Source organism: Enteractinococcus helveticum (genome assembly GCF_001657475.1).
Classification (GTDB): Bacteria; Actinomycetota; Actinomycetes; order Actinomycetales; family Micrococcaceae; genus Yaniella; species Yaniella helvetica.
In genome coordinates this window covers 1-13890 of the sequence record NZ_LXEY01000003.1, presented here as the reverse complement: position 1 = coordinate 13890, position 13890 = coordinate 1, and the positions used below count along the sequence as shown (strand labels likewise).

Annotated in this window: 11 protein-coding genes; all 11 read left to right on the top strand. The window is 58.0% G+C overall.

Annotation, left to right across the window (positions count from 1 at the left end):
• The first annotated feature begins 16 nt into the window (after window positions 1-16).
• On the top strand, window positions 17-610 hold the full coding sequence (gene recR / locus A6F49_RS00060; protein WP_043056666.1) for a recombination mediator RecR: 594 nt from the start codon (window positions 17-19) through the stop codon (window positions 608-610).
• 63 nt (window positions 611-673) lie between these two features.
• A complete protein-coding gene (locus A6F49_RS00055) occupies window positions 674-1960 on the top strand; it encodes an aspartate kinase (protein ID WP_043056667.1) in 1287 nt (428 codons plus the stop codon).
• A 154-nt stretch (window positions 1961-2114) separates the two neighbouring features.
• Window positions 2115-3746, top strand: a complete 1632-nt coding sequence (locus A6F49_RS00050) for a DNA methyltransferase family protein (protein WP_043056668.1) — start codon at window positions 2115-2117, stop codon at window positions 3744-3746.
• A gap of 507 nt (window positions 3747-4253) precedes the next feature.
• A complete protein-coding gene (locus A6F49_RS00045) occupies window positions 4254-4547 on the top strand; it encodes a hypothetical protein (RefSeq protein WP_043056669.1) in 294 nt (97 codons plus the stop codon).
• Window positions 4548-4631: 84 nt separating this feature from the next.
• On the top strand, window positions 4632-5954 hold the full coding sequence (locus tag A6F49_RS00040; RefSeq protein WP_043056670.1) for a sensor histidine kinase: 1323 nt from the start codon (window positions 4632-4634) through the stop codon (window positions 5952-5954).
• Window positions 5951-6634 (top strand): response regulator, encoded by a 684-nt coding sequence (locus A6F49_RS00035; protein ID WP_043056671.1) that lies wholly within the window; start codon window positions 5951-5953, stop codon window positions 6632-6634. The genes A6F49_RS00040 and A6F49_RS00035 overlap by 4 nt, the downstream gene beginning before the upstream one ends.
• Window positions 6635-6735: 101 nt before the next feature.
• On the top strand, window positions 6736-6984 hold the full coding sequence (gene purS, locus A6F49_RS00030; RefSeq protein WP_043056672.1) for a phosphoribosylformylglycinamidine synthase subunit PurS: 249 nt from the start codon (window positions 6736-6738) through the stop codon (window positions 6982-6984).
• Entirely contained in the window at window positions 6981-7718 is a 738-nt protein-coding gene (locus A6F49_RS00025) for a phosphoribosylformylglycinamidine synthase subunit PurQ (protein WP_043056673.1), read from the top strand. Before purS ends, A6F49_RS00025 begins: the two co-directional genes overlap by 4 nt.
• Window positions 7645-10011, top strand: coding sequence for a phosphoribosylformylglycinamidine synthase subunit PurL (purL, locus tag A6F49_RS00020; RefSeq protein WP_043056674.1), 2367 nt, complete (start codon window positions 7645-7647; stop codon window positions 10009-10011). Before A6F49_RS00025 ends, purL begins: the two co-directional genes overlap by 74 nt.
• A 140-nt stretch (window positions 10012-10151) precedes the next feature.
• Window positions 10152-12776, top strand: coding sequence for an HAD-IC family P-type ATPase (locus A6F49_RS00015; protein WP_052504648.1), 2625 nt, complete (start codon window positions 10152-10154; stop codon window positions 12774-12776).
• Window positions 12777-12870: 94 nt separating this feature from the next.
• On the top strand, window positions 12871-13890 hold a 1020-nt coding region (locus A6F49_RS00010), incomplete at its 3' end, for an IS1634 family transposase (RefSeq protein ID WP_235604786.1).

The following is a 13890-nucleotide window of genomic DNA, read 5'->3' as shown; positions in this document are numbered from 1 at the left end:
GAAAGTAGGCGCCCACGTGTACGACGGTGCGGTACAAACCCTCATCGATGAGCTCGGCAGACTGCCCGGCATCGGCCCAAAATCGGCCCAGCGCATCGCTTTCCACATCCTGGAAGCCTCCGAAGAAGACATGATCGCCCTGGCCCACGCCATCACCGAGGTCAAATCCAAGATCCGGCTGTGCGAAATCTGCTTCAACGTCTCCGAACACGAAATTTGTTCGATCTGCCGCGACGAACACCGCGACACCGGGCTACTGTGTGTGGTCGAGGAATCCCAAGACGTCATCGCCATTGAACGCACCCGCACCTACAACGGGCGCTACCACGTGCTCGGCGGGGCCATCAACCCGATCGGCGGCATCGGCCCCGAACAACTGCGCGTGCGCGAACTGCTCACCCGCCTGCAAGATGACACGGTCACCGAGGTCATTATCGCTACCAACCCGAACCTCGAAGGGGAAGCTACGGCAACCTATCTGACACGTATGCTCTCACCGGTTGGAATCACACTGTCCCGTCTGGCCTCGGGCCTACCGGTTGGCGGGGACCTAGAGTACGCCGATGAGGTCACCCTGGGGCGTGCCTTCGAAGGGCGACGCAAACTTTAGCGACACCCCAGAACCAAGCCGTTACACTTAAACGCAGTCCCATGTTCTAACCAAAAGGTAGTTATGAGCCTGATCATCCAGAAATACGGCGGCTCGTCCGTGGCCGACGCCGAAGGCATTCAACGCGTCGCCCGCAGAGTAGTCGCCACCCAACGAGCCGGCCACCAGGTGGTTGTCGTCGTCTCCGCTATGGGCGACACAACCGATGACCTGCTCGATTTGGCAGCCCAAGTCACCGACGACGCGCCAAAACGGGAAATGGACATTCTGCTGTCCTCGGGTGAACGCATCTCCATGGCACTGCTGGCCATGGCCGTCAACGCCAACGGGTCCCGCGCCCGCTCCTTCACCGGTTCACAGGCTGGAATGATGACCGATACCTACCACGGTCAGGCCCGTATTACTCGGGTCTCCCCCACGCGCATTAAAGAAGCCATCGACGACGGCAACGTGGCCATCGTCGCCGGATTCCAAGGCATGTCACCCGAATCCAAGGACATTACGACCATGGGTCGCGGCGGATCCGATACCACCGCCGTCGCCCTGGCAGCAGCCCTGAACGCAGACGCCTGCGAAATTTACACCGACGTCGACGGCATCTACACCGCCGATCCACGCCTGGTGCCCTCGGCCTCGAGAATCTCGGAAATCTCCTCCGAAGAAATGCTGGAACTGGCAGCTTCCGGTTCCAAGATCCTGCACCTGCGTGCCGTGGAATACGCCCGCCGGTTCGGGGTCAAACTCCACGTCCGGTCATCCTTCACCGATGAAGAAGGCACCTGGGTTATCCCAGATGAGCAAGACACCATCCAACTACCAGAAGGCCAACCCATGGAACAGCCAATCGTCGCCGGTGTCGCCCACGACACCTCCGAAGCCAAAGTGACCATCGTCGGGGTTCCTGACATTCCGGGCAAAGCCGCCGACATCTTCAAAGTCATCTCCGATGCCAACACCAACATCGACATGATCGTCCAAAACCCATCCCGTGCCGGAGCCGGCGCAACCGATATTTCCTTTACCGTGCCACTAAACCAAGGCAAAGACACGATCGCCGCCCTGCGTGCGGCCCAGGAACGCATCGGATTTGAAGACATCACCCACCAGCGCAACATCGGCAAGATCTCGCTGATCGGTGCCGGCATGCGATCCAACCCGGGCGTCTCAGCAACCTTCTTCGATGCTCTGCACAAAGCTGGCGCCAACATTGATCTGATCTCAACTTCCGAGATTCGTATTTCCGTGGTGACCGCAGAAGACAAACTGCAAGACGCCGTCCGCGAGATCCACACGGCCTTCGGTTTGGATGCCGAAGAAGTCGCCAAAGTCCACGGCGGAACCGGCCGCTAACGCCCTACCGACAAACAACGTTTCCCCCAAAAGCCATCGCAGCACGACACCGCTGCGATGGCTTTGGCGTTGATTCACGCCTTGAGTTTTGGGGCTTACACCATCGTGTATGCCACGGAAGCTGGTTTCCCCAATTTCTACAATCCGGGCCGATATGCTACACATTCGCAAACATCGGCGGTGTGTTCAAGTTGACACATTATTGTTGGAGCTAGACGGCACCGTTGCCGTCATGCGGTGGGAGGAGGCAAGATTGCTGGATTTCGATTTCGACGTCACTGGAACTGAGACCGTGCGTCAAACCGGCCAAGCCTTCTTAGAAAAACTTCGCTCCGATGACAAGGCGGATCCCGCGGAACAAGGCGCCACCCCATTTCCCGAAGCCAGCGAAATCACCGGCCTCGCCCTGCGCTATCATCCCGGACCAGCCATTAATTTTCTCGAACCCTGCGTGGGTACCGGGATCTTTTTCTCGGCTTTGCTCCACCACGTTGCTGATCGCCAAGGGGCGCTGAACATCCACGCGGCCCACGGGGTCGAACGCGATGACCAGTTTGCTGCACTGGCCCATGATCTCTGGGCGCCAGCCGGGTTAGAAGTCCACCTGCAAGACTTCTTACGCCTGTCTGCCCCGGAGTTGCCGCAGGCAACCATGGTGTTGTCCCGTCCGCCAGCAACGTTTCATCACCAGTTATCATCCGATGCCAAAGTTCGTGCCGCTGACGCCGCCGAAGCATCCTCCGGCATCCGGCCCACCGGGATTGCGGACCTCTATAGTCATTTCGTGCTGGCCACCCACAAATTCTTGGCCCCAAAGGCTGTGTCAGCCTGGGTGTTGCCAACAAAATTCTTGCGCCACTCCTCCGGTCGGGCACTGCGGCTCTATTTGGCCCGGCACGTCAGACTCCATCGGATCCATGCCTACGATGCACGTGCTTTCGACGTCACCAGGTTAGAAGAAACGATTGACGAATGGTCGGTGGTGGTCTTTACGAATGAAAGGCCACAACCATCGGATGCATTCGAATTTTCGACCGGCGGGGATCTTTTAGATCCCAACGAAACGACCCAGATGACCTACGCTCGGTTGAATCCTGAGGCCAATTGGCTCCAAATGGCTGACCTCAATGACAACGGCCTGATGAAGTCCTACACCCTTGAAGACTTCTTTTTCATCCGAAGTGGTTGGGAAGTGCCCGCGGCTAAATTCTTTGTCCAGCCCGAGGCACGTGCGTGGGCATTGGGTATTCAACCCATGCATTTGACCCCGTTGTTGCCCGCTCCAGAAACTGTTACTGACAAGGTCATTGCCGCCGATGAGGGGGCATACCCGGTGGGTGAAAATCGCCAGGTGGTACTGGCTTCAAATAAAGACGAGTACACGCTGGCTGAACTCGACCCTGCTTTTCTGCGCTATCTCGATGCGGCAAACGGTGATACCCGAGATGCAGCGCAACGTTCACAAGATGCCCTGTGGTACAACCTGCATCTGCGACGACCGGCGCCCATCGTCGTCAAACCTGCCACCGACGCTGACGACGGTTTGTTCCGCTTTATCCTCAACCAATCCGACGGTATTGCTGGACCCGGCTGGATTACCATGTCACCGAATCTTGGTTTCGCTAAACCATGGTTCCTGGACAACGATGTGAATTGGCACGAAGTTATCGAAGTCTTGGAAGCCATCACGGTCCCTCATGGAACGACACAGCAAACATTTTCGCCCGATGCACTGGCCTCCCTCAATGCCACTCCGATCGCCGAGTACCTCGCGACGTTCGATTAACGACAGGTTGTGATGGCTGTTCCCGCTATCCACCGATGAAAGCGGCTCGTCTTAATTAGGAACATCACCATTGTTGGCATCGGTACCATCACGACATTCGTCACTGCGAACGTGCTTCACCTTGTCGCTATTTTGGCCAGATTGCTTGAAGGATGCGGATCGTATCGCCCAAGCTCGTACCGGAGCGGACCGCGGTTTCGGCTAGATCTTGAGCAGCATTGAGCACCGGCCTAGTGGTGATGGTCGCGCTTGAACTGACTCTAGTCCCTGCCCCAGTTCGAGCAAGCCCGCAGGCAGCTCATAGTATTTCTGGGTGTTCTCCCCAGGTTTGATCACCGTCAAACAACTTCGGCACCAAACCTGGCTCGACACCGTGTCTCGATCTTTGCCCGAACGCTTCCAACCGCAGCCGTCTTCTTGGCGGCGGTTATGTTGCTGATGTAGTCGCCGCTCCAAGAGCGATTTCTCAACGGGTTCAGCAGCCTGATTACGTGGTCGATTCCGATCGTGCTGGCATTTTTTCTGGTCTCGCCTGAGTTCTTATTGTTAGTCCAAGACATCACTGGCAGCAATAGCCAGAACGTGGCGGGCATTGAGTACATATTCGAGCAGCACGACAACATCATCGAGACGGTGTATTGGACGGCCGTGGCCTACGTGTCGCTCTATACTGGCGTCTTATTTGCGGTGCTCGCATTTTCGAAAGTTTTTCAAGAACAACGCGATTATGCACACCGTCACGCGGTGCTGCGCGATGTCATCCCGATTCTCATTGCCCACTCCCGCAGGTATGACGACTAACGCTGAAGTCATTCTTGATGCGAGCGTTGGCTAAGATTGAACTACCCAACGTTCATCGACCAGAACATTTCAAGGCGACTATCTATGTCTTCATCCCCTGCGCAGTCAGTTGACGGAGCAGCCCCGTCTGAGACGCAGTTTATTCGCAAGCTGCCCGAGAACTGGTTACGTACTGACACCATTCTTGCCGTGGTGGTCGCGTTCATTTCAGTGCTGAGCCTGCAGGCTTTGCTGCTGACGGATATTTATACTGCATCTAGGCTCGATTTCGCGCTGACGCAGGCGTTCTCCTTGGTGATTTCGTTCCTGTTGGTGTTCTACCGACGCTTCCCGATTGCTATCGCGGCGATATATACACTGTTGATCGTTGCCCTGGCATTCATCTCGTTGTCGTTAAATATCTCATCCGAGTCGTACTCACTCCTGTTCGTTGGGTTCATGACGATCTATTCGGTGGGTGCGTGGGTGTCCAACCGCAGACTCGCGTTCTGGGTCAGAGTCGGGTTCGTTTTGGCTCAATGGTGCGGCACGATAGCGGTTAGCGTTATTGTTGGTTTTGATGAAACCGTGGATCTTACCGGGGACATACCAGACTTATCGACTGGTGATCTGACCTATGTGCTGGGGACGACCCTGGTTATCTCGCTGGGCTATTACGCTTCCGCTTGGTATTTCGGCGGACGGGCATGGAACCGTGCCAAGGAACGCTGGAAATTAGAAACCGCACACGACAAGCTCGCCCAGGCCAATGCCAAAGTCGCCGACGCCGCCGTCCAAGCCGAACGTTTACACATTGCTCGTGAGCTGCATGACGTCGTTGCCCACCACGTGACAGTGATGGGCGTGCACGCTTCGGCAGCCCGACGGTTGGTCGAAGCCCAGCGTGATCCTGCAGTCGTGGTTGAGCAGCTAGAACATATCGAAGCGTCCTCGGCGCAAGCAGTTCATGAGCTGCAAACGATGGTGTACACGCTGCGGGACCAGGACGGTTCCGCAGAGCCACTCCCCGATCTCAGCCAGTTGCCAGAGCTTGTACGCCAGGCAGACTCCACCACCCAGACCGTCACATTTGAGATGTCTGGTCAACCGGTAGAAGTCTCGGCCGCCGTGGAACTGACCCTGTATCGGGTGGCCCAAGAAGCCTTATCGAATGCGCGCAAACATGCCGGCGACGACGTTGAGGTGAAAGTGGAACTCGACTACGGACACACGGCAATTACCTTGTCGGTGACCGATAATGGTACAGCCTATGATCCGGTGTTGAATGGTACGGGCACCGGGATTCAGGGAATGAAAGAGCGTGTGAACGCGGTGGACGGCACGTTAGAATATGGGCCACGGACCCCGTATGGCTGGAAGGTCATTGTCCGGGTGCCGTGCACTAAATCAACAGAAAGAGTCTCATGACCCACCAAGCGATTCGTGTGTTGTTAGTGGATGACCAACCATTATTGCGCATGGGACTGGCGACTATTTTGTCCACCGAACCCGGGGTTGAGGTGGTGGGTGAGGCATCAAATGGTCGTGAAGCATTAGCCCAGGTTGAAGCACTGGATCCCGATGTGGTGTGCATGGACGTGCAAATGCCGCACATGGATGGGATCGAGGCCACCAAGGCGCTGACCGCCTCCGGTGCACGGGCGGCCGTGTTAATTCTGACGACGTTTGATCGGGACGATTTTCTCTTTGAAACCCTCAACGCCGGGGCCTCGGGTTTTTTACTCAAGACCGCCGGGCCTGAACAGTTGATTCATGCCATCCAGGTGTTGGCTGGCGGGGAGTCGCTGTTGGCCCCCGAGGTGACCGGTCGAGTGTTAGATCGGATGTTCACTGAGCCTGCTGACGAGCCCAAGGCGGCATCGCAACCGGTACCAGAACTACCAGTGCCGCTAACTCGTCGGGAGGATGAGATCTTAGCGATGCTGGTGACGGGCAAATCGAATGCGGATATCGCCGAAGAATTATTCGTGGGACCGGCCACGGTAAAAACTCACGTGTCGAATATTTTGATGAAGTTAGACGTCAAGGATCGCATTCACGCGGTGATCTGGGCTTATGAGCACGGCTACGTGGATGCACAAGGGTGATTTGGCGCCGTCGTCGTCGGTTTTGACCCATTGAACTCAAGGCTGCCATTATTCGATAAAATCGGGGGTGCCAATTGGTAGATTCCAGATCAGGAGCGATCATGCCCACAATCGTCGTTGAAGTCATGCCGAAGCCAGAGGTGCTTGACCCACAAGGTAAAGCCATCGATGCTCGGCTGCCCGAATTAGGGTTCCGCGAGTTTTCATCCGTGCGCCAAGGAAAGCGTTTTGAACTCACTGTTGACGGGGAGGCAACCGCGGAGGTTCTGGATCGTGCCAAACAACTGGCCGCCCAACTGCTGGCCAACCCATCGACCGAATACATTGCCAAGGTTGAGGTGGCTAAATGAACGAACCGAAAATCGGCGTCGTAATGTTCGACGCGGCAACTGATGCGGCCTCGGTGCTTCGCGCCGTTGAGCTGGCCGGTGGACAACCGGTGAAGTTGCACCCAAAAACTACGACCGCTCCTGATGTGGCGGACCTGAAGGTCGTCATCTTGCCGGGCGGGTTTTCTTATGGGGACTATTTGCGCCCCGGTGCGCTGGCGGCAACCCAGCCGATCATGCGTGTGCTGGCCGATGCGGTCAAGGCCAAAGAGCTGACCGTGGTTGGGTTGGGCAATGGGTTCCAGGTGCTCACCGAAGCCGGGATGCTGCCCGGCGGGTTCATCGCCAACACCAACCCCGGCTATCACCACGCCGATGTGGAATTCATTGTCGAAAATAACGTTTCGGCCATCACGAATGCCTATGCGGCAGCTGAGGTCATTCGCCTGCCGCAAAAGGGTGCGTTTGGTTTCTACACCGCAACCGAGGACGAACTCGATGCGCTGGAGTCAGCGGGCAACGTGATTGTTCGCGCCAAGGACTCGGTATCTGGTTCGGTGCGCGCCATTGCCGGGATCAGTTCGGATGACGGGTTGGTGCTGGGATTGATGGCTAGTCCGGAATACGCGATCGAAGAAGGCTTTGGTACCGATCATCCAGACGGCCCAGGCTTGGGTGTCGATGGTCAGGGCCTATTTATTTCCGTGGTGCGTGCCGCAGGCGCAACCAACGGTGAAGGAGTTGTCGGTGAATAACACGCCACTAGATACGGTTGCTTATGCCGGTGAAACCCCGGACGTTGAACAACCTTGGGCCGATCTTGGGCTCAATGAGCAAGAATATTCGCGCATTCGCGAGATCCTGGGCCGTCGTCCAACCGAGGCCGAGTTGGCCATGTACTCCTCGATGTGGTCCGAGCACACCTCGTATAAGTCTTCCAAGGTGCACCTGCGCCAGTTCGGTGAAAAAACCACCGAAGAAATGCAACAGCACATGCTGGTTGGCCTGGGCGAAAACGCCGGCGTGGTCGATCTGGGCGACGGCTGGGCGGTGACCTTCAAGGTCGAATCGCACAACTCGCCGTCCTATCTGGAACCCTTCCAGGGCGCCGCCACCGGTATTGGTGGCGTGGTGCGCGACATTATCTCGATGGGCGCACGTCCGGTGGCCGTGCTGGATTCGCTGCGCGTGGGCCATGAGGATCATGAAGATACCGCTCGCATTGTCAAGGGTGCCGTGGCCGGTGTTGGGCACTACGGCAACATTCTGGGTGTACCAAATATCGCAGGCGAAACCGCCTTTGATCCGGTATTCCAGGGCAACCCGCTGGTCAATGCCGGGGCGGTAGGCGTGCTGCGACACGAGGATCTGCGTCTGGCGCAGGCTTCGGGCACCGGCAACAAGATTGTGTTGTTTGGTGCGCGCACCGGTGGCGACGGCATTGGTGGTGCGGCCATGAGCTCGGCGGCATTTGATGACGAGGGTGCCGCCAACACCCCGGTGGTCCAGGCCGGAGATCCGCTGCAAGAAAACGTGATTATCGAAGCCACCCTGGAACTGTTCGCTACATCGCTGGTCGAAGGGATCCAGGACCTGGGTGCCGCAGGTATTGCGTGTGCAACCTCGGAACTGGCAGCCGGTGGCGACGGCGGTATGCACGTCGAGTTGACCAACGTGCTGCTGCGCGATGAGGGCCTCACCGCCGGTGACATCTTGATGTCCGAATCCCAAGAACGCATGATGGCCGTGGTCACCCCGGACAACGTGACCGCATTTGAAGAGATCATGGCCAAATACGGGGTCGAGTACTCGTGGCTGGGCGAAGTCAACGCCTCGGGCCGGTTGACCATCGACTGGAACGGCGAACGCATTGTCGACGTCGACCCCACCACAGTGGCCGACGGCGGACCGGTATACGAACGCCCATACGCCCGCCCCGAGTGGTTGGACACCGTGAAGGCCGACACGTTCCGCTCCTCGGACGCTGCCGCCAACCTGCCAGAAACCGGTGAGGAACTCAAGGCCGCCGTCGTTGAGCTCATGGCTAGCGCCAATATGGCGGATCGCTCCTGGATCACCTCCCAGACCGATACCTCGGTGGGTGGCAACACCCGGCAGGGTGCTCCGAATGACTCGGGGGTGCTGCGCGTGGATGAAGAAACCGGCATGGGCATTGGCCTGGCCATCGATTGCAACTCACGCTACACCTACCTGGACCCCTATGCGGGCTCCCAACTGGCCGTGGCCGAGTCCTACCGCAACGTCGCCACCTCGGGTGCCACCCCGCTGGGTATCTCCGATGGCCTGAACTTCGGCTCGCCCGAAGATCCGGGAGTCATGTGGCAGTTCGCCGAATCCACCCGCGGTATTGCCGATGCCTGCATGGAGTTGAGCATCCCCGTAACCGGTGGCAACGTGTCGCTGTACAACCAGACCGTGGACACCCCCATCCACCCAACCCCGATGATCGTGACCCTGGGTCGCTACGACGACGTCGCCACCGCAGTGCCCTCCTGGCTGCACCCGGCATTTGATGGTTCAGCCCTCTACCTGCTGGGTGAAACCTTCGACGAACTCGACGGCTCCCAGTTCGCCCACCTGCGCGGCCACCTAGGCGGTGTGCCACCAAAGGTTGACCTGGCCAAAGAACAACAACTGGCCGGACTGCTCACCAACGCCTCGCGCACCCACATGCTCGACGCCGCACACGACCTGTCCGAAGGTGGACTGGCCGGTGCACTGTCCGACATGGTGCTGGCTGCCGGCGTTGGGGTGCGCATCAACCTGAGCTACATCACCGAACGCGATGGCATTGACGCCTTCACCGCACTGTTCTCCGAATCCCAGGCCCGCGCGCTCGTCGCTGTGCCCCTATCGGAGGAAGTCCGCTTCCGCGGTATCGCAGAATCGCGCAACTACCCATCGCTACGCATCGGCGTGGTCGATGCCGGGTCCCAGGCCCTAGAAATCCAGGACCTATTCACCGCAACGATTGACGAACTGCGCGAAGGCTGGGCCACCGCCCTACCCAAACGCTTCGGCAACTAAAGCGCCAACCAACGGGTGGGATGAGCAATCATCCCACCCGTTGTCTTGTGCATAATTAAAATCCACCTTCCGGACGAGTTCGGTTCATCAAGATCTCGCTAAAATTGAAGGGGCCAACAGCGTTTGAGGTAGGTAGTTTTTTGTCCGAGTCCACCCCGTTGCGCAATAGCGCGGCATCGTCGCACTCCGAACCATCCCAGGTGGATGTCTCCACCGAGCATCGCCACACGCTGTTGACCGCTCGCGGAGTTGCGGACCCAGGAATCATCGACGACGACGTCCTGCTGAAATCCGGACTCACCGACGCCCAAGTCCACACCCGCACCAACGCCGGGCTGACCAACATCCAGCCCGATGATTCCTCCCGCTCACTGGCCGCCATCCTGCGCACCCATGTACTGACCCTGTTCAATCTGGTCATTTTCCTGTGTGCGCTGGGCATTATTCTCATGGGTCGCTGGCTGGATCTGCTGTTTGCCATCGCCGGGGTGTCCAATGTGATCATCGGCGTGGTCCAAGAGTACTCGGCCAAACGCAAACTCGACCGTATCGCGCTGTTGCACCAAGACGGCATCATCGTGCATCGCAACGGTGAACACACCAAAATCCAGCTTGATGAGGCAGTGCTGGACGACGTCGTGTTCCTGCGTGCTGGCGACCAGGTCCCCGCCGACGGTCTGGTGCTGGCATCTGAGAGCCTAGATATTGATGAGTCCCTGATCACCGGTGAAGCCGACCCGGTCTATAAACCCACCGGGGCCACCGTACTGTCTGGCACCTCCGTGGTGGCCGGCAACGGCTATTTCCGTATCACCGGGGTCGGCGCCGACTCGCACGCGGCCAAGCTCACCCGACGTGCCCGCAAATTTACCAAGATCAATTCGGAACTGCGCACCGCCTTGGACAAGGTGGCCAGCTGGATCACCATCGCACTGATCCCGCTGATTGCCGTGGTCGCTTGGGGACAGATTAAAGCCCTGGGTGGTTGGGACCAGGTGATTGCTGACGGCACCATGAACTGGGCACTGATCGCCACAATTTCCGGGATTACGACCATGATCCCGCAGGGTCTTGCCTTGATGACGACCATCTCGTTTGCGGTCGCGGCGCTGACCCTGAGCAGCAAAAAGGTGCTCATCCAGGAACAACCCGCCGTGGAAATCCTAGCCCGAGTCGATACCGTGTGCCTGGATAAAACCGGCACACTGACCGAAGGCATCATGCAGTTTTCCCAAGCTAAGCAGCTGGCCGACACCGATCACGGCTGGAAACTGGTGCTTGGCCACATTGGGGCGGATCCCAACGCCAACATCACCGCGGCAGCCCTGCGCGATCCCTTCCCTGAGACGCCGAACCTGCCGCAAACTGATGCGATCGCTTTTGCTTCCGAACGGCGTTGGTCTGCCTTTGCCTTCGGCCAACCCGGTGCGATTGGCCCGACCGCCGGGGCTTGGGTGCTGGGTGCGCCCGAGTCGATCATTCCCGCACTCAAGGTCGATGAGAACACCAAAAACCAGTATGTCGAACGGGCCAAGAAACTCTCCTCGACCGGCAAGCGCACCATGATGCTTGCCCGCTCGATGGTGCCGTCGGACGCCGCCACTGCGGAACACCCCTGGTTCGGTGAGCAAGTCGAACTCCCAGCGCATCTCTCCCCCGCCGCGGTGCTGACCTTTGAAGAAAAAGTCCGTGACGACGCCCGTGAAACGCTGGAATATTTCCAGGAACAGGGGGTGCAGCTGAAAGTCATCTCCGGAGATTCTCCGCACACGGTTGCCGCCGTGGCACGACAGATCGGTTGGGAACATCCCGGTCCCGGCTATGATGCGCGCCAACTGCCGGATACCATCGAAGAGATGGCCCAGGTCATGGACCAGTACTCGGTGTTCGGTCGGGTCTCGCCTGATCAAAAAGAACAAATGGTCAAGGCGCTGCAGTACCGCGGTCACGTGGTGGCGATGACCGGCGACGGCGTCAACGATGCCCTGGCCGTCAAAACCGCTGACCTTGGCATTGCCATGGGTGATGCTGCTGCAGCCACCAAAGCCGTCTCGCGTATGGTCCTGTTGGATTCTAAATTCTCGCGACTACCGCACGTTCTCTCCGAGGGTCGCAAGGTCATCGCCAATATGGAACGTCTGGCACACCTATTCTTGGCCAAAACCTCATATGCGTTTCTTTTCGTGCTGTTCTTCTCCCTGTTGGCCTGGCAGTACCCGGCGCTGCCCCGACAAATGTCGACCGCAGACTTCTTGTTCATCGGGATCGCTTCCTTCATTCTGGCGCTGATGCCCAACCCAAGACGCTACGTGCCTGGATTCTTATCGCGTGCGCTGAAGTTTGCCATCCCATCGGGCATCGTGCTGGTAGTAGCCCTGTGGGGTATCAACTGGTACGCCCGAGTCTGGGCCGGTGATTTTAGCGGTGTGCTGCCGTTTGCCGAAGAAGATCCCACCGCCCCCCTGGTCATGGAACAGCTACAAACCGCAACATTCATCACACTGACGCTGACCGGTCTGTGGTTGCTCAATGTCATTTCACGACCCCTGAACTGGCAGAAAATCATGATGCTCATTGTGCTGTATGCGGTGTTCATCCTGGTGCTCACGGTCCCGGTCTTGCTGTGGTATCACCAGTTCATTTTGCCTCCGACGCCGATTATCATCGCGGCCGTGGCGATCGCCGTCTTAGGGTCCATCGGGATGGAAATTATCCACCGGATTCACGATGCGCGCATGGGTACGGCACCTGACTTGCACAAGTGAGTGCTGATTTTCGGGTTGTGGTTGGTATTGTGCCTGGTCAACGGGATTTGGGTGTGCGTTTAGGGTCACTAAATGGGCGGACTATGATGGCTCCATGGGCTTGTTTGTGCGCAGGGGGCCGACTGCTTCGGGGGCGACCGCGGTGCAGATCGTGTCTAAGGTGCGTGGCCGGGTAAGGATTCTTGAACACCTTGGCTCTGCGCATTCGGATGACGAAGTGGCTGCGTTGACGGCGGTGGGGTGGCAGAAAATCGAGGCGATGACCGGCACCCAGGAGTCCTTTGATCTGGGTCTGAATGACTCGGAGGTTGCGGTATCGGTGACGGCGGACAAGAAAGTCACCGGGTCCGCGTCCCGTCTTCTGGTGGATACGATCCGAGCATGTTATGACTGGTTAGGATTCAGCGCCCAAGTCGCCGATGAGGCATTTTTCCAGATGGTGTTAGCCCGGCTGGTGGAGCCCACCTCGAAGCGTGATAGTTTGCGCGTGCTGACCGAGCTCGGGGTTGACCCGGTGCATCGCAACACCTTTTTCAACGCACTCAAACGTGCCCAAGATCGGGATTATCGAGGTCGCATTGCCCATGCCTGTTTTGACCACAGTGTGGCCACCACCGGGATGAGTCTGCTGCTTTATGATGTGACCACCTTGTATTTTGAGGCCGAACAAGAAGACGATTACCGCAAAGTGGGCTACTCCAAAGAACGTCGCGTGGACCCACAAATTGTGGTCGGATTGTTAGTCGATCGGGCTGGCTTCCCGTTGGAGATTCACAGTTTTGAAGGCAACACTGCTGAAACCTACACCATCCTGCCGGTGCTCACCGCGTTCCAGGACCGTCACCAGGTCGCCGACATGGTCGTGGTGGCGGATGCCGGGATGCTCTCCGATACGAACCTGGCAGCCATTGATGCCGCTGGGCTGCGATTTATCGTGGGCTCACGACAGACCAAAGCACCCCGAGACTTAGCAGCCCATTTTCACCATGTTTGTGATCAACTAGAACTAGGCCAGATGAGCAGGGAAATCCAGCCAGTTCAGCGGTTGGTTTCCGGCCAAAAGAGCGTCAAGAATCCGGCCAGTTATCCACATGTTTATTGTGTGGTGTTGTCC

Excerpts from the sequence above, each read along its gene's own strand:
- purS (WP_043056672.1), top strand. The coding sequence starts at position 6,736 with ATGCCCACAATCGTCGTTGAAGTCATGCCGAAGCCAGAGGTGCTTGAC.
- purL (WP_043056674.1), top strand. The coding sequence starts at position 7,645 with ATGGTCAGGGCCTATTTATTTCCGTGGTGCGTGCCGCAGGCGCAACCA.
- A6F49_RS00050 (WP_043056668.1), top strand. The coding sequence starts at position 2,115 with ATGCTACACATTCGCAAACATCGGCGGTGTGTTCAAGTTGACACATTA.
- A6F49_RS00040 (WP_043056670.1), top strand. The coding sequence starts at position 4,632 with ATGTCTTCATCCCCTGCGCAGTCAGTTGACGGAGCAGCCCCGTCTGAG.
- A6F49_RS00055 (WP_043056667.1), top strand. The coding sequence starts at position 674 with ATGAGCCTGATCATCCAGAAATACGGCGGCTCGTCCGTGGCCGACGCC.
- A6F49_RS00035 (WP_043056671.1), top strand. The coding sequence starts at position 5,951 with ATGACCCACCAAGCGATTCGTGTGTTGTTAGTGGATGACCAACCATTA.
- A6F49_RS00025 (WP_043056673.1), top strand. The coding sequence starts at position 6,981 with ATGAACGAACCGAAAATCGGCGTCGTAATGTTCGACGCGGCAACTGAT.